Below are 15,394 nucleotides of genomic sequence, written 5' to 3'. Positions count from 1 at the left end.
CAGAGCGGCTAAACTCACGGGGACAGCAACAAAGCAAAGGACCACCCCCGTGGGCACACAGAATTATCCTGACCTGACCAAAGGCATCGCAACCCAGATCGGCGCATTGCGCAAGGGCATCCCCGACACGATGAAGGGGTTTGGGGACATGGCCAAACACGCCGAGGCCGAGGGCGCATTGGATGGCAAAGCCAAAGAGCTGATTTCTATGGGGATCGCGATTGCCCTGCGCTGTGACGGGTGCATCGGATTTCACACTAAGGCGCTGTTGCGACTGGGCGCGACGCGGCAGGAGTTTCAGGAAATGCTGGGCGTGGCAATCTATATGGGCGGCGGGCCGTCCCTGATGTACGCCGCGCAAGCGATGGACGCATGGGAACAGTTTGGCGGCAGCGCTGAATGATCCGGAACCGATTGGTGCGCCCGGCCTGATCCGGGCGCGCCATTGACCGAAAAGCACGCGAGAACACTGTCGCAACGCTCCTAAGTGATCCATTTGGCCGCCCTAGCCGTAGCAGAGACAGACGTTCCTGTGAAAAGTAAGGCCGCCTGTGATGCATCTTCCCCGTGTGAGCCTTTTTGCCTTCGTATTGGCTGCGGCTGGCGTGCCGCTATATATCCATCTTCCACGGTTTGCAGCGGTAGAGCTTGAGATGAGCCTTGCCACGCTTGGCGTTATCCTTTTGGCCATCCGGGCTGTTGATCTGGTGCAAGATCCGGCAATTGGTTGGGCCATTGACCGCTGGCCCCGCGCACAGTGGATCTTTGGCACCGCGGCCTTGCTTGGCCTGTCTATCGGGTTTCCGCTGTTGTTTTCGCTTGAGGCAGGGCCGCAGGTGGCACTGTGGCTGACCCTGACCTTGGTGCTGTTGTTTTCGGCCTATAGCTTGGGGATGATCCTTTTGTACGGGCGCACGGCGACCTTGGCACCGGGCAGCGCCCTGCCCGACACCATGCGATTGGCCGCGTTTCGCGAAACTGGCATGTTGGCCGGGGTGATCTTTGCCGCCGTGGCACCGCTGGCGTTTGCGGCGTTGGGCGGCGACGGATATCTGCTGTTTGGTCTCAGCCTTTGCGCCATCGGGGTGCTGGCTGCCTTGCTCACCGCCCCGCTATGGCGGCGCATTCCCCTGCCCGCTGAGGGGTTCTCCATCGCCCGGTATCGCGATCCGGCAATCGGGCGTCTGTTGCTCCTGGCCTTGGTCAACGGGTTGCCGGTTGCGGTGACCTCCACCCTGTTTGTGTTCTTTGTCGAAGACCGGTTGCAGCTTCAGGGGCAAGCCGGTTTGCTTTTGCTGGTGTTCTTTGCTGCGGCCTTGGTCTGTGTGCCGGGCTGGACAGTGCTGGCGCGGCACATGTCCCCGCGCAAGGTATTGTTGCTGGCGATGCCGCTCGCCATTGCAGGTTTCATCGGCGCGGCATTCTTGCCCGCTGGCAGCAGTTTTGGCATGGCGGCCATCTGCGCGGCCTCCGGCGCGGCCCTTGGGGCTGAAATGGTGATCCTGCCGGTGATGTTTTCTGGCGCGCTTAACAAGGCTGGGCTGAAGGCCTCCGAAGGGTTTGGCCTATGGTCCTTTGCGGGAAAATTGGGGCTGGCGCTGACGTCTTTTGCCCTGCTGCCACTGCTCCAGGGGGCGGGGTTCACACCGGGGCAGCCCAACAGCGATCAGGCGCTTTGGGCGCTGACGTTGTGCTATGCCGTCCTGCCCTGCGTTCTGAAACTGGTCGCTGTTGCCTTGGTCTGGCGATTGCCGGAATGAGGGGGGTGAAGGCGGTTCTTCCTGGGCTGCTTTGGGCACAACTGATCCTGGGCTGTGCATCGCCTGGGGCTGGCAGAGGCCGTTTCTTAGGGAACGTATGAGGGGCGTTGGGGTTTTTCCTATGGGGTGCGCAGATGCCCGCAAAAAGTCACAGGCCTCGAACCTTCGCGTTATCTGCTTTCACAAAGCGGCCAGACGCACTACGGATCTTTAACGCTTTAATGTCGGGAAAAATCATGGCGCAAAAGGCCACCATCTACAAAGTCGAGCTTTCCGTTTCAGACATGGATCGTCACTACTATGAAACCCACAAGCTGACGGTGGCCAAACATCCTTCGGAAACGGATGAACGTTTGATGGTCCGCATTCTTGCTTTTGCGCTGAATGCCGATGAGACCCTGGAAATGACAAAAGGTCTGTCCGTAGATGACGAGCCGGACATTTGGCAAAAAAGCCTCAGCGGCGAGCTTGAATTGTGGGTTGCGCTGGGGCTTCCCAGCGAAAAGATCATCCGCCAATCCTGCGGCAAAGCCGACAAGGTGATTGTCTATTCCTACGGGCGGACTGCTGGATCTTGGTGGGATAAGATCAAAAACAGTACCGCGCGATTTGACAATCTTCAGATCATGAACTTTTCGGGCAGCACCACAAGTGAGCTGGGTACGATGGCAAATCGCACAATGAAATTGCAGGTCAACATTCAGGACGGCGAGGTCATGGTCAGCGCGGACGATAGCATCGTCTATGTCACGCCGGTCAAATGGAAAGACGCGGCATAACTGAGCCGCCGGGCCATTCACGCACGTTCAGTTGTCCGAAGAAATCTTTAACAGCCCCAAGGCCGGTTCCGTCAGTGATGTGACTGCGATGTGCCCATCCGGCAGCGAGACCGCCCCGGTTGTGAGGGCGTAGCGGCCTGCGGGATCCTGAAACGTCTCGATGACACGGCCGGCGGCGTCCATTCGAAAAATCAGACCATAACGGGTTGGTGCAGGTTTCATCGCATCCGGCAATCGCATGATGACCTGCCGCAAAAACGGATTGCCTGCCAGGTTGTCCATGATGGCATTGCGCGGGCTGACAAGGCCAACCCAAAAGGTGCCGCCTGCGGCGTTGTTTATGTTGTCCGGAAAGCCCGGCAAGTTATCCAAAACAACCTCACCGGGGCTGCCATCCAAAGGAAACCGCCAGATCCGGTAGGCACCGGTTTCAACGACAAACACCGCGTTGCTGGCCTCGTTCACGGCGACGCCATTGGCGAAGTTTAGTCCCTGAGCAAAAACCGTCGTCTTCCCGGTGGCCGGATCGTATTTCAGGATACGCCCATTGCCTGAGTGTTCAACGAGGTCCAGAACCGAAGCAGGCAATGTGCCACCATTGGCCTCGGCCCCAAATCGGGTCGAGGCATCTGAAAAATAGACAGCCCCATCTGCCGCGATATCAACATCGTCAGCATAAAGGATCGGACTTTCGTCGTCGGCTTCATTGGCAAGCAAGGTCACCTGCCCCGTGCGGTCAATTGACAGCAGACCAAGATAGGCATCCGCCACATAAAGCGTGCCATCGTCCGCAAACTCAATTCCCAAGGGACGGCCAGATGTCTGGGCAAACGGCGTGATACTGCGATCCGCCTCAATGCGCAGGATTTCCCCCTTGTGGCTCGCAACATAAACAAGGCCATCTGGCCCGATGTCCGCATCTTCGGGGCCCAGACGACCGTCCAGCCCGACCAGATCAAGCGATGACAGGCGATCGTTTGGAGCGAAGGCATTGGTGTAGCCGGGGTTTTCAGATACCTCCCAAGCCACAGGCCGCACCGAGACAGGCCACAGCGCGAGATAAGCGATCAGGCAGGCCAGCAGAGCGCCCAAGAACCAAAGCAGCTTTCTCACAATTCGTCTCCTCAAATGGGGCCAAAGAACAGTCTTTCGCGCTCGAAAGATGCCAACCTCCGATAGACGCCCGAGGCGGGCAAGCGGACCGGTCAAAGACAAAGATCAGCCATTGCCCAGATTGGACAACAGGCATCACAGTGATCCGTCAGGGCCTAAAAATCCAGCCCAGTCAGATGGGTGATAGACGAGTTGGCGATTTGGGGTGTTTTGAAGCGGCTCCAAAAAGCAATTAAGCCTTTGGGAAATAACCATTTTTTAGAAACCCATTATCAGTCTGAGAGTGGGGATTTTAGTTGAAGAATTGACGCAAAAAAGGGAACACCACTAAACGAGGTTCAGATGCAAACCATCGCTAGGCTGGAACGGCACTCCTGAAAGGCGCCTGCCAAGATCCCTCTTCTGGGTGCTATTTATCCTTCATTGTTCCAAGGATCTGTTTGTTCAGGCAATAATCAGGCGGCGCATCCAGCCGTTCGTTATTGGACAACAAGTCAAGGCAATCTGTCTGCTGGTCACACTTTGAACACCGCAGTGTGATCGAGCGGAACACCTTGCCAGCCGCCACAGGATCTTGGTCAATTATGCCACTGACATCCACACCAACCTTGTCCGCCATTTGCTGGGACAGGTCAGCGCTCTTGCCGACTTTTGAAAATATGCTCAATTCTCCACCCTCCGATTTCGCCGCACCTATGGTTCTTTTTATGGCACAGCCAGAAACCTGTCTTTGACATGGGTCAAAACGGCGAAGAGTGGCTATCAGTGCCTGACCTTGGGGGTCAGAACAGGAGCGGATTTGCCGAAGTTGAACACATGTTTTCGGTTGGTTTGGCAGATTTTTCGGTGCCTTCCACCAATGAAGCTTATGGTCTTATCCTGGTTCAGGCAGACAGGACAAATATAGTGAATGGGCTGTTCATCAGCCATGCTGCTTTTGATCCGAAACACAAAATCGCCCTCGGATGTTTCAACCAATTCGTATCTGGCTTTCTCTTGTTCAAACTCTTCTGCTTTTGAAACTTCATCGTTCAGGATCGTCAGCTCGGCGCTGAGCCGTGCGTTGACAACAGCGGCGGCTGAAAGATCGGCATCAAGCTTTTTCAAAGTTTCAACAAGTTGGCTGTCCCGCTTCAGCGTGGCACGGCCAAGGCGGTCCCGTAGCGCTGAAACTGTCTGTATGGTTCTGTCGCAAAACCCCGCAGCAGCAGAGGCAAGCCCAAGCATTTCGTGAATTCGGTTGGATTTCATTTTGCTGCTCTTTTATTGCACATGACAGGCTACATCTCTTCCAATCCGATACTGACCGCAAGACGGCTCTGTCTCAAGCGGGGTTTGGACAAGGGACGGTTCAAGCCCGCGCGCTCATTGGTCTTGCAGAACAACTGTCGCATTCAGATGTTGTAAAAAGCTGCGGCGTCTTCCTCGGAAGAGCCTTTGGTGCGGGTGAAGGGACTCGAACCCCCACGCCATAGGCGCCAGAACCTAAATCTGGTGCGTCTACCAATTCCGCCACACCCGCACTCATTGCCAGAGGCAACAGGCGGGTGAGTATCAAAACCTCAAACGCTTGGCGAGGGCAAAAATGCCTGTGCTTAAGATGATATTTGCACCTTTGGGCGACAACCGGGGCAAAGTGGGCAAGGCAGGGGCAGAATGGACCTTTATCCAATTGATCACGACATCCCCCATCCTGATGCCGCGCGGGTGGTGGGCAGGCAGGGTCGGCGCCAATCGGGGGTGCCTGCGGGCACCGAGATCCTCACTGTGGACGGTGCCCTGCCGGTTGAGTTTCTCTCGGCCGGGGACCGGATCGTCAGCCGGGACGCTGGTTTTGTGACGGTGCAGACGGTGTGCCATGACCATTGCAGTGGCGCATGGATGGTGGTTGCGGCGGGTGCCTTTGGGCCGGGCAAACCGGGGACGGATCTGGCTTTGCCATCGGAACAACGGCTTTTGCTGCGGGGCAGTCGAGCAAGGGCACTCTTTGGTCAGGCGCAGGTTTTGGTTCCGCTGTCCGAGCTGGCAGGCCAGCCGCAGTTTACATTCTGCGCAAACGGGCCGGCACAGGTGTTTTCGATCTTTTGCGGCCAGCCGCAGGTGATCTATGCGGGCGGGGTTGAGCTGGCCACGGCGGATTGAGCAGACTTGCGCCTTTTGTCATAGCCCCATGGCGCGGAACACTTTGGGCAGCTCTTCGGGCAGATCCTCGGCGATCAGACCCGGACCAAAAGAGGCGGCGCATTCCACATGAAGGTATGCTGCGATCTCGGCCATGGTGATCAGATCGGCGCTGGTATCTGGGGCCGCAAGGCCTGCAATCAGACCGGCCAGCACATCACCCGCACCCGCCGTGGCCAGCCATGGGGCGTTCCTGTCATAGGCCGCCGCATGCAGGCTTGCGCCGCCCTCTGGCGTGGCAATCACGGTATCTGGACCTTTGAGCAATACGGTACAGCCCGCCCGCGCTGCTGCCTGCCGGGCTGCGTCAATCTTGGAAAGATCGCCCCTCTGCGACAGGGCCAGATCGGGGAACAATCGGGCAAATTCGCCTTCATGCGGGGTCAGGATGGTGCGCGGATGGCATTGGTCAAAAAGCGCGGCAGGATCGCCGGCAAAACTGCCAAGCGCATCGGCGTCCAGCACCACAACCGGATCACGCCACGCGCGCGTTCCGCCGCGCCGCGCCAGAACCTGCGCCACCAGATCGCGGGTGCGGTCGTTCACGCCAAGGCCGGGGCCGATGCAAAAGGCCGTGACACGATCATCGGCCACGCTGTCCAGCGGGGCATCCTTGGGCAATGGGCGCAGCATGATTGCATCCAATTGGCAGGCGTTCTCAATCAATGCAGAGGGCGGGCAGACCAGTGTCACCACCCCTGCCCCCGCCCTGAGCGCCGCCCGCGCGGCAAGCCGGCCTGCCCCGCCGCGCCCGACGCCGCCTGCAAATACCATCACATGCCCATGGTCGAACTTGTGGCCATTGCGGCGGGATTTGCTGACAAAAGATCCCGGCCAGATGCGCGGGGGCAGCTTTGATCCTGCAAACACCGGCGTCACCAACCGGGCGCGGCTGTCATCAGGCGGCTGGCCCAACATGCTGCGCTCCGGATCGGATGGACCCAAACCGATGTCCGCGATCACAACCGCCCCGCAGACCAGCGGCCCGGCACCTAGGTAATGACCCGGTTTGGGCGTGTGGAAGGTGACGGTCAGCTGGGTCAGGTTGGTGGATATGACACCACCGGTCCTTTCCAGATCTTGCGGCACCATACCAGTGTCGAGGTTCAGCCCCGACGGACAATCCACCGCAATGCGCCGGATCGAAGTCCGGCCTTTCCATTTGTTCCGGCCCAAGGCGGCAAAGGCCTGCTGCACCACGGATGGTAAGGGGCGCGTCAGGCCTGTGCCAAAGACAGCATCGACAATCAAATCGGGCCGCACCGCCGCTTGCAGGTTTTCTGCTGTTAGCTCCATGACGCCCCCCATCGCCGTCCAGCGTTGGTGATTGGCCTTGGCATCTGGGGGCAGTTTGTCTGCATCGCCATATAGAAAGAGATCAACCTCCCAGCCTGCCTCGTTGAGCAATCGCGCAATGACAAATCCATCTCCGCCATTGTTTCCCGGGCCGCATAGAACAAGGGCGCGGTGCGCCGCTTGCGCCAACTCCGGCCAATGGGAAAATGCGGCGTCGATGACACCCTGCCCCGCCCGTTCCATCAGCTCTAATCCGGTCACGGCGCCGCTGTCCATTGCGGCCTGTTCCACCGCGCGCATTTGCCCAGATGTCAGCAATTCGGTCATGGCCCGAGATCCCCCGATTCAGTTTTGCCTGTTTTTTGTGCGCTTTGCCCAAATACTGAGCGCGACGCATAAAATCGCCGCGCCCATTTGTCTCAACTTACCGCAGCAGATGGATTCCCGACAGGTAAAATGAAATGAGATCCCCAAGCGATTTCATCCACGAAGGGGCACGCCATGAAAAAGATCGAAGCGATCATCAAACCGTTCAAACTGGACGAGGTGAAAGAGGCCCTGCAAGACGTGGGCGTTCAAGGCCTGTCTGTGATCGAGGTAAAAGGTTTTGGCCGTCAGAAAGGCCACACTGAGCTGTACCGCGGCGCGGAATACGTTGTTGATTTCCTGCCCAAGGTCAAAGTCGAAGTGGTTCTGGACGACGATCAGGTCGACGCCGCCATCGAGGCCATTGTGGACGCTGCCAAAACAGAAAAAATCGGCGACGGCAAAATTTTTGTCTCGCCTGTTGAGCAAACAATCCGCATCCGGACCGGCGAGACCGGCTCGGACGCGCTGTAATCTATCAATCCATCTATCAGAATAGGTATCATCATGGACAACAAAGAGTTCCTGAAAAAGATCAAGGACGAAGACATCGAATATGTCGACATCCGTTTCACTGACACCCGCGGCAAGCTGCAGCACGTGACGGTTGTGAATGATCTGGTTGACGAAGACTTCCTCGAAGAAGGCTTTATGTTTGACGGCTCCTCCATTGCGGGCTGGAAATCCATCGAAGCCTCCGACATGAAGCTGATGCCAGACGTGTCCAGCGCCTATGTTGATCCGTTTTATGCGGAAAAAACCATCTGTGTGCATTGCTCCATTGTTGAGCCCGACACAAACGAACCTTATGAGCGCGACCCGCGCGGCACAGCCCAGAAGGCCGAAGCCTATTTGAAATCCTCCGGCATCGGCGACATTTCCTACTTTGGCCCCGAAGCGGAATTCTTCCTCTTTGACGATGTGCGGTTCTCCAACACCATCAACAAAGTGTCCTACGAAGTGGACGCCTCTGACGCGTCCTGGAACACGGACACCGAGTATGAGATGGGCAACATGGGCCACCGTCCGGGTCTCAAGGGTGGCTATTTCCCTGTGAACCCAACGGATGAAGCGCAGGATCTGCGGGCGGAAATGCTGTCCACGATGAAGCGTTTGGGCATGAAAGTGGACAAGCACCACCACGAGGTTGCCTCCTGCCAGCACGAGCTGGGTCTGATCTTTGGCTCGCTGACCGAACAGGCGGATGAGCTGCAGAAATACAAATATGTGATCCACAACGTGGCGCATGCCTACGGCAAATCTGCAACCTTCATGCCCAAGCCGATCTATGGCGATAACGGGTCTGGCATGCACGTGAACATGTCGATCTGGAAAGACGGCAAGCCATTGTTTGCAGGCGACAAATATGCCGACCTGTCACAAGAGGCGATCTGGTTCATCGGTGGTATCCTGTCCCACGCCAAGGCGCTGAACGCCTTCACCAACCCGGCGACAAACAGCTACAAGCGTCTGATCCCTGGTTTCGAAGCACCTGTTCTGCGCGCCTATTCTGCGCGTAACCGGTCCGGCTGTGTACGTATTCCATGGACGGAAAGCCCAAAAGCCAAGCGTGTCGAAGCTCGTTTCCCTGATCCGGCCGCCAACCCCTACCTGTGCTTTGCAGCCCTGCTGATGGCCGGTCTTGACGGCATCAAGAACAAGATCGATCCCGGCGAGGCGATGGACAAGAACCTGTATGATCTGCCTGCCGAAGAGCTGGCCGGTATCCCAACGGTTTGTGGTTCCTTGCGGGAAGCCATGGAAGAACTGGAAGCAGATATGGACTTCCTGCTGGCCGGTGACGTGTTCACCCGCGATCAGATCGAAGGCTATATCGAGCTGAAGATGGAAGAGGTGCACAACTACGAGCACACACCTCACCCTGTTGAATTTGGCATGTATTACAGCGTCTAAGCTGACAAACAGACCATCAAGATGTTAGGGCGCCCCGCAAGAGGCGCCCTTTTCTTTGGGTATATAAAACACAGCCAAGGCAACGTTCCGCCCCAATCTTGTCAAATTTATCACCATTATGTGATCAAGTTAATAAGTAGCGAGCAGACAATGGCAATCTCAACCACAACCTTTGCAGAACGCATCGGCAGGATCGAGAAGCACCAGAGCGGACGGCAGGCAGTAGAAACATGCAGCAGTCCTCGTAAGAGTGCAGGTAGATCCCGTCGCGCACGGTTCACTTTTCCCTTTTTCTTTGGCGTTGGTATTCTGACCGGCGGTTCGGCCTATGCCTGGGTTGTGACCCGCGCAGATCCTCAATGGGTGCTGGTCCTGACGGATTGGACAACCGGCTGACACCGCGGGCCGCAGTTGCCCGTTGAAACATATCCAAACCTTGTTAATCTTCGTTAAGTTCGGATTTTTGAGGTTTACCAGTATGTTTAAAAAGTCACTCCTTACCATTGCGGCCCTTGCCGTGTTGGCAGCCCCCGCCTTTGCCGCAGAATGCATCACCAGCAAAGGCAGCTTTGGCGCTTACAAGCAAGGTTTGGCCAAGGATGCCTCCAAGGCAGGTATTGGCAAACGGGGGCTTCAGGCGTTGAACGCGGCCAGCCTGTCGGACATCACATGGCGGTTTGAATCGCGCCCCTCAAGCCAGACAGGCGTATCGCAGGGTGATCCGGCGCGGTTCCTGGCCAAACGATCCGGCAGTTCGGCGCAGAATTTTGTCAACCAGACCCGCAAGAAAATTGCCCGTAATCCCAATACATTCGCTGCGATTGAGCGGAAATATGGCGTCCCCGCCAGCCTTTTGGCAACAATCTGGGGGCTTGAGACAAGCTGGGGCGGGTATCTGGGCAAGACCCCGATTGTGAACGGCGCGGTGACGCTGTCGTCCTATTGCCGCCGCCATCCAAAGTTTGAGGTCCACGCGATTGCCGCGCTCAAGATGGCGGATCGCGGTGTGATTACCGGCAAGACCCGCGGCGGCCCGTCGGGCGAGTTGGGGCATATGCAGTTTCTGGCAGGCAACTGGCTGCGCTATGGGGTGGATGGCAACGGTGATGGCCGCGCCGATCCCTACGCCGCCGCTGATGCACTGGCCACAGCGGCCAATATGCTGCGCAAGAACGGCTGGAAACCGGGCAAGCCCTTCGGCCAAGGCACCCGCAATTTCAAGGTGTTGTCGGTTTGGAATGACAGCGGCAACTACCAACGCGCCATCGCCTATGCCGCCGGATTGGTGGAGTAGTAAACATACCTAATGGACGTTGGAACTCTCGCAACGGCAGCGCTGCGAGAGTTCTGAAAAGGTGCACTGTTTGCATTGATTGCTAAGGCCTACCCGCAACAAGTTCTTACAGGAATAAACTGTCAGCTTCTTCCTGAGTGTAACCTGTTATTTGCACAAGGAATTCACCCTCCAAAGGGTCTAGTGCATCCGAATAGTATTGGTCGGCCAAGCCCTTAGCGGCGATCAGTCCGCTTTCCGTTCCATCGAAGGCAGACATTAAGGAGCGGGCATTGTCTGTGTCACTCATACCTTTGGCGATTGCGAAGTATTTACCAATCGCAGTTTTGGCATCGAGATATTCAGCGTCTTTTGCCCGCTGAAGCAAACTGTCTTGATCTAGGTTGTCTGTGTTCTCGGACCGAACTCCCTCAAGAACACTCAAAATGAAGGACGACTTGGTGACCGTCTGATCGTCCAGCAATGGTTGCCAAAACGCAATGCCTGCGGCGTCGGGGTCACGGCCCAGAACATTCTGATAGACCGATGTGAGGAAGGCAAAGTTGTCTCCATCGAAGGGGAACAAAGCTTGGGCCTCGGCAGATTTTTCAAAAAAGACAGAGATCTCGTTGAGCGATGATCCGTCAATCTGAAAGAAACTGTTGTTCAGGTCATACCAGCGCTGCGCTCCCCAATAATAGAGGCCCAGCGCATCGGGCGCCCTGCCGAAATAAGCGATATAAAGCTCGACCAAAGGATCAACAGTTTCCTCATCAAGTATGGGCAGAAAAATCAGTGTATCCGCGTCAAACGACATATCAGCAAATTTCAACCGCTGCACCCGAGTGAGGTGGTCCGTGCCATCACGATGATCTACTCGGTCCTCTATCGCGATTTCAAAAAGACCAAGCCTATCAATGCTTAATGTGTAACTTGCGCTGTCACCGTCAAAAATAGCTGTGTCCACAAAATCGCTACTTAGTTCGAAATCACCGACTATCGTATCGTTGCCTGTGCCGCCCTGTGCAAGGTCACTACCAGACCCAAGGTCAATCGTGTCATTCCCGGCGCCACCTTCGAGGGTATCATCCCCGCGCCCGCCAACAAGCAAGTCATCGCCGTCTTCGCCGGCGAGGCTATCGTCGCCATTGAATCCATAGGCGACATCATGCCCCGGCCCGGCAAACACCTTGTCTATCAGGCCTGAGCCTGAAATCGTATCATCGCCCGCTCCTGAAACGTAGAACAAGGTGTGCCCGTCGGTTACGTCCTGCCCATACGATAGGAAATCGTCGCCAGAATAGATGATGTCGTTGAAGCTGAGTTCATCCGATCCTGCCGCTTCGAAGATGAGAGCAGCATCGAAATTCAAACCCGTACCAATTGCTACTGTTTCACCGAGATCACCCTCTCCGATCAACGCAAGATGGGAGTAATAATGACGGCTCGCACTTGTAACTGTACCGGCCGCGGTACCATCCAGATTATTCTCAAACGTGCCATGAAATTCGACAACCCGTCGTGGCGTGAATTCATCAATCTGGGCATCTGACTTGAACGACGAAACCCTAATAAGGTTTGGTTCAATATCAATTTCTAACGCAGGTCCACTAGGATACTTAAAGTTAAATGAACCACCATGTTCGCTTATTAGAAATGTACCCACGATATGCTCCGAAATTCTTATCTAAACTCTTGGTATCACATTTACTGCACATGCAATCAAGGGTTGAGGAGGTCACCCGAACGACATATTCACAAATAAGCAGCACATCATCTTTCGTGCCGTCGTTGCCCGCCCACGCCCCCTTGCACACCGCCATCCCTCCCCCTATATGACCGCCAAGGGTCAGGCCCCTGCCATCCGCAATCCAGTGAAGTCCTGAACTATTTTCAAACCTTCAATCTCGCTGATTGATAGGCAACGCGGATCCCTTTCACCCGACGCGAGTGCAGGAGTGTTTGATATGACCAATCCTATTCCGTCCCGTGATGTGCTCAAGGCACAGGCCAAACGCCTGCGCAGTGATTTGAACGCACGCGGCCAAACCATCAGTCACGCAGAAGCGCTGGAAACCATTGCCCATCAGTGGGGCATGCGCGACTGGAACACCATCGCGGCCAAAGCGGCCAACGCCCATCCCGGCTGGACCCCCGGTCAGCGGATATCAGGGCGCTATCTGGGCCATGCCTTTCGCGGCGAGGTCAAGGCGGCGCGGCTGTCGTCCAATGGCTATTGGTCGCTGACCCTTCGCTTTGATGAGGCGATTGATGTGGTGGCGTCCGAGCTGTTCAGCTCGTACCGGCGGCAGGTGAACACCACCGTGAATGCGGCGGGTGTCTCGCCGCAAAAGACCTCTGACGGGGTGCCACATATGGTGTTGGATGCCACCTAAGCAATGGGGCGCAGGTTGTTAAATCTGCGCCCTAAACGGCCCAAATTTAGCGCCGGACCACCCAAGTATGAATGGTAAAGATCACCGCATCCGTGCGCGGCATGCGAATGATGCATTGGCGCTCTGATCGATCAAAGCGTTCCACCTCGCCCACCGCTTTGCGGCGCGGCTGGTGCAGATCGGCCTCCACATAGCTGAGCCGGTTGAACCGCCACAGCGGCCGTCCGGCGCGTACACCGTCAAACATACGTTGCACCCGGCGTGCGATGTCATCGGTATATTCCGGCACGGGGATGTGAATACCAATCAAGGGCTTGCCTGCCTTTTCCGACAATCGCCAGTTGGCCGGAAAACACAAAACCGCGCCGGTCAGCACATGTTCATCGCCCTGCTTTTGCAGGATGCAGATGTCTTCTTGCACCAGATGGCCCAAGGTCAGCAGAGGTTGCTGATGGTCCAGCGGCACAATGCGGCCATCGGGGCAAATCACCTCATCCCCTGCCCGCTCAAACCCTAGACCCGGCAACAGGTCCAGCGCCTCTTCCAGCACCTCTTGTGCGGCGGGCAACGCAGCGGGGTCCATCCACAGCACAGCCTCGCGGTTTTCGGTCAGCAGTTCGGCGCGATAGGTCATCTGCGCGGCATAGGCTTCATCCACACGCAACCAATCGTCAGGGTCACATGGGCCGACACCGGGCAGTTTGTTTTCTACGGTTTGCGCAGGCGGCAATTGGTCTTGCAGGATCTCGGTCATCTGCGGACCATAGAAAAGCCGCTTGCCGTTGTCGTGCAAAAACGACACTGCATTCTGTCGGATTTCAGCAACCCTTGGCAAAGGAAACAGGCACTCTGGACGTAACCTGCGTTGGAGAATGCCATGAACAGCCATTACCGCGACACCCGCAAGATTGATCCGCAATTGGGCAGCACCCTTGCCGATGGCAGCCCAAACGACAACAATAGGGTTGAAATCGGCCCGACGCAGCTGGCATTTGACGAATGGCGGGCGGCGGGGCTGCAAATGCCCAACCTTGAGGCTATGCGCCGCTATCGTTGGGAGCGGCTGACCCGCCATGTGGTGGATCGCGGTTATGGCGGTATCTTGATGTTTGACCCGCTAAACATCCGCTATGCCACCGACAGCACCAACATGCAGCTTTGGAACACCCACAATCCGTTTCGGGCAGTCCTTGTCTGCGCCGATGGCTATATGGTGATCTGGGATTACAAAAACTCCCCCTTTCTCAGCGAATTTAACCCGCTGGTGCGCGAACAACGGTCTGGCGCGGACCTGTTCTATTTTGATCGTGGTGACAAAGTCGACGTGGCGGCAGATGTGTTCAGCAACGAAGTCCGGGCGCTGATTGCCGAACATAGCGGCGGCAATATGCGGCTGGCGGTGGACAAGATCATGCTGCACGGGTTGCGGGCGCTTGAGGCCCAGGGCTTTGAGATCATGGACGGCGAAGAAGTCACCGAGAAAAGCCGCTCCATCAAAGGGCCGGACGAGATTTTGGCGATGCGCTGTGCCTCCTATGCCTGCGAGGTGTCCGTCCGCGCGATGGAGGATTTTGCCCGCGCAGCTGTGCCGGGCGGGCAAACCTCCGAAGATGATATCTGGGCGGTTCTGCATGCCGAGAACATCAAACGCGGCGGGGAATGGATTGAAACACGCCTTCTGGCCTCGGGGCAACGGACAAACCCGTGGTTTCAGGAATGCGGCCCGCGCATCACCCAGCCCAACGAGATCATTGCCTTTGATACCGATCTGATCGGCAGCTATGGCATCTGCGTGGACATCTCACGCACATGGTGGGTCGGCGATGAAAAGCCGCGGGCGGATATGGTCTATGCCATGCAACACGCGGTGGAGCATATTCAAACCAACATGCAGATGCTCAAACCCGGCGTGATGATCCCCGAATTGTCGGCAGGCACTCATGTGCTGGATGCGCAGTATCAGGCGGGCAAATACGGCTGTTTGATGCATGGGGTCGGATTGTGTGATGAATGGCCGTTGGTGGCCTATCCCGATCATGCGGTTGCGGGGGCTTACGATTACCCGTTGGAGGCTGGAATGGTTTTATGTGTTGAGGCGCTGGTGTCCCCCGAGGGTGGGGATTTTTCCATCAAGCTGGAAGATCAGGTTTTGGTCACAGAAGATGGATTTGAGAATCTGACAACCTATCCATTTGATACCGCTTTGATGGGGGAATAGTCTTCAATCTTAAACAAAATTAAGTAAAAACAATATCTTGAAGTGAGTTTTTACCTCAAAACGCCTCATCGTGCTGCTGACCTATGTCATAAGACATC

Annotated in this window: 15 protein-coding genes and 1 tRNA gene; 9 read left to right on the top strand and 7 right to left on the bottom strand. The window is 56.4% G+C overall.

The window, feature by feature from the left end; all coding sequences use genetic code 11:
• The first annotated feature begins 49 nt into the window (after window positions 1-49).
• From C8N31_RS16060 to C8N31_RS16050, 3 genes are all read left to right on the top strand, one after another.
• Window positions 50-403: a carboxymuconolactone decarboxylase family protein gene (locus C8N31_RS16060; protein ID WP_025048747.1), complete on the top strand. Its 354-nt coding sequence runs from the start codon at window positions 50-52 to the stop codon at window positions 401-403.
• A 151-nt stretch (window positions 404-554) separates the two neighbouring features.
• Window positions 555-1,760, top strand: a complete 1,206-nt coding sequence (locus C8N31_RS16055; protein ID WP_025048746.1) for an MFS transporter — start codon at window positions 555-557, stop codon at window positions 1,758-1,760.
• Between the two features lie 236 nt (window positions 1,761-1,996).
• Window positions 1,997-2,539 carry a YaeQ family protein gene (locus tag C8N31_RS16050; protein WP_025048745.1) on the top strand — a complete coding sequence of 181 codons (543 nt, stop codon included), beginning with the start codon at window positions 1,997-1,999 and terminating at the stop codon, window positions 2,537-2,539.
• 27 nt (window positions 2,540-2,566) lie between these two features.
• Here C8N31_RS16050 and C8N31_RS16045 read toward each other — a convergent pair whose 3' ends face one another.
• The 4 genes from C8N31_RS16045 to C8N31_RS16030 all read right to left on the bottom strand — a co-directional run bounded on the left by C8N31_RS16045 (window position 2,567) and on the right by C8N31_RS16030 (window position 5,174).
• Complete coding sequence (locus C8N31_RS16045; protein ID WP_025048744.1) at window positions 2,567-3,652, bottom strand: SMP-30/gluconolactonase/LRE family protein; 1,086 nt, start codon at window positions 3,650-3,652, stop codon at window positions 2,567-2,569.
• A gap of 409 nt (window positions 3,653-4,061) precedes the next feature.
• Window positions 4,062-4,319 (bottom strand): DUF6455 family protein, encoded by a 258-nt coding sequence (locus C8N31_RS20420; protein ID WP_025048743.1) that lies wholly within the window; start codon window positions 4,317-4,319, stop codon window positions 4,062-4,064.
• Window positions 4,320-4,414: 95 nt separating this feature from the next.
• Window positions 4,415-4,879 carry a hypothetical protein gene (locus tag C8N31_RS16035; RefSeq protein ID WP_025048742.1) on the bottom strand — a complete coding sequence of 155 codons (465 nt, stop codon included), beginning with the start codon at window positions 4,877-4,879 and terminating at the stop codon, window positions 4,415-4,417.
• Between the two features lie 211 nt (window positions 4,880-5,090).
• Window positions 5,091-5,174: transfer RNA gene (locus tag C8N31_RS16030), tRNA-Leu, on the bottom strand.
• Between the two features lie 134 nt (window positions 5,175-5,308).
• On the opposite strand from C8N31_RS16030, the gene C8N31_RS16025 reads away from it, so the two are divergent.
• Window positions 5,309-5,794, top strand: a complete 486-nt coding sequence (locus C8N31_RS16025) for a Hint domain-containing protein (protein ID WP_025048741.1) — start codon at window positions 5,309-5,311, stop codon at window positions 5,792-5,794.
• A gap of 18 nt (window positions 5,795-5,812) precedes the next feature.
• Here the strand turns inward: C8N31_RS16025 and C8N31_RS16020 are convergent, their stop codons facing one another.
• The gene (locus tag C8N31_RS16020; RefSeq protein ID WP_025048740.1) at window positions 5,813-7,456 is read right to left on the bottom strand and encodes a bifunctional ADP-dependent NAD(P)H-hydrate dehydratase/NAD(P)H-hydrate epimerase; all 1,644 of its coding nucleotides are present in this window, start codon (window positions 7,454-7,456) and stop codon (window positions 5,813-5,815) included.
• Window positions 7,457-7,630: 174 nt separating this feature from the next.
• On the opposite strand from C8N31_RS16020, the gene C8N31_RS16015 reads away from it, so the two are divergent.
• The 3 genes from C8N31_RS16015 (at window position 7,631) to C8N31_RS16000 (ending at window position 10,703) form a co-directional block, all read left to right on the top strand.
• Complete coding sequence (locus C8N31_RS16015; RefSeq protein WP_025044188.1) at window positions 7,631-7,969, top strand: P-II family nitrogen regulator; 339 nt, start codon at window positions 7,631-7,633, stop codon at window positions 7,967-7,969.
• A 33-nt stretch (window positions 7,970-8,002) separates the two neighbouring features.
• A complete protein-coding gene (gene glnA / locus C8N31_RS16010; protein ID WP_025048739.1) occupies window positions 8,003-9,409 on the top strand; it encodes a type I glutamate--ammonia ligase in 1,407 nt (468 codons plus the stop codon).
• A gap of 478 nt (window positions 9,410-9,887) precedes the next feature.
• Window positions 9,888-10,703 (top strand): lytic murein transglycosylase, encoded by an 816-nt coding sequence (locus C8N31_RS16000; protein WP_025048737.1) that lies wholly within the window; start codon window positions 9,888-9,890, stop codon window positions 10,701-10,703.
• Window positions 10,704-10,809: 106 nt separating this feature from the next.
• On the opposite strand, the gene C8N31_RS15995 is transcribed toward C8N31_RS16000, so the two are convergent.
• Entirely contained in the window at window positions 10,810-12,348 is a 1,539-nt protein-coding gene (locus C8N31_RS15995) for a DUF4214 domain-containing protein (RefSeq protein ID WP_107992388.1), read from the bottom strand.
• A gap of 301 nt (window positions 12,349-12,649) precedes the next feature.
• Here C8N31_RS15995 and C8N31_RS15990 point away from each other — a divergent pair, with 301 nt between their 5' ends.
• Window positions 12,650-13,078: a glyoxalase superfamily protein gene (locus C8N31_RS15990; protein ID WP_025048735.1), complete on the top strand. Its 429-nt coding sequence runs from the start codon at window positions 12,650-12,652 to the stop codon at window positions 13,076-13,078.
• 46 nt (window positions 13,079-13,124) lie between these two features.
• On the opposite strand, the gene C8N31_RS15985 is transcribed toward C8N31_RS15990, so the two are convergent.
• On the bottom strand, window positions 13,125-13,880 hold the full coding sequence (locus tag C8N31_RS15985; protein WP_338063694.1) for a heme-dependent oxidative N-demethylase family protein: 756 nt from the start codon (window positions 13,878-13,880) through the stop codon (window positions 13,125-13,127).
• A gap of 75 nt (window positions 13,881-13,955) precedes the next feature.
• Here C8N31_RS15985 and dddP point away from each other — a divergent pair, with 75 nt between their 5' ends.
• Entirely contained in the window at window positions 13,956-15,296 is a 1,341-nt protein-coding gene (dddP, locus tag C8N31_RS15980; protein WP_025048733.1) for a dimethylsulfonioproprionate lyase DddP, read from the top strand.
• Window positions 15,297-15,394: the final 98 nt, after the last annotated feature.

The sequence above is a fragment of the Sulfitobacter mediterraneus genome (assembly GCF_003054325.1).
In the GTDB taxonomy this organism is placed as follows: domain Bacteria; phylum Pseudomonadota; class Alphaproteobacteria; order Rhodobacterales; family Rhodobacteraceae; genus Sulfitobacter; species Sulfitobacter mediterraneus.
This window is presented reverse-complemented; position numbering and strand designations above follow the sequence as displayed.

What these genes read in the sequence shown, in the direction of transcription:
- C8N31_RS16055 (WP_025048746.1), top strand. Translation starts at nt 555, where the DNA reads ATGCATCTTCCCCGTGTGAGCCTTTTTGCCTTCGTATTGGCTGCGGCT.
- C8N31_RS16050 (WP_025048745.1), top strand. Translation starts at nt 1,997, where the DNA reads ATGGCGCAAAAGGCCACCATCTACAAAGTCGAGCTTTCCGTTTCAGAC.
- C8N31_RS16035 (WP_025048742.1), bottom strand. Translation starts at nt 4,879, where the DNA reads ATGCTTGGGCTTGCCTCTGCTGCTGCGGGGTTTTGCGACAGAACCATA.
- C8N31_RS16025 (WP_025048741.1), top strand. Translation starts at nt 5,309, where the DNA reads ATGGACCTTTATCCAATTGATCACGACATCCCCCATCCTGATGCCGCG.
- C8N31_RS16020 (WP_025048740.1), bottom strand. Translation starts at nt 7,456, where the DNA reads ATGACCGAATTGCTGACATCTGGGCAAATGCGCGCGGTGGAACAGGCC.
- C8N31_RS16015 (WP_025044188.1), top strand. Translation starts at nt 7,631, where the DNA reads ATGAAAAAGATCGAAGCGATCATCAAACCGTTCAAACTGGACGAGGTG.
- glnA (WP_025048739.1), top strand. Translation starts at nt 8,003, where the DNA reads ATGGACAACAAAGAGTTCCTGAAAAAGATCAAGGACGAAGACATCGAA.
- C8N31_RS16000 (WP_025048737.1), top strand. Translation starts at nt 9,888, where the DNA reads ATGTTTAAAAAGTCACTCCTTACCATTGCGGCCCTTGCCGTGTTGGCA.
- C8N31_RS15990 (WP_025048735.1), top strand. Translation starts at nt 12,650, where the DNA reads ATGACCAATCCTATTCCGTCCCGTGATGTGCTCAAGGCACAGGCCAAA.
- dddP (WP_025048733.1), top strand. Translation starts at nt 13,956, where the DNA reads ATGAACAGCCATTACCGCGACACCCGCAAGATTGATCCGCAATTGGGC.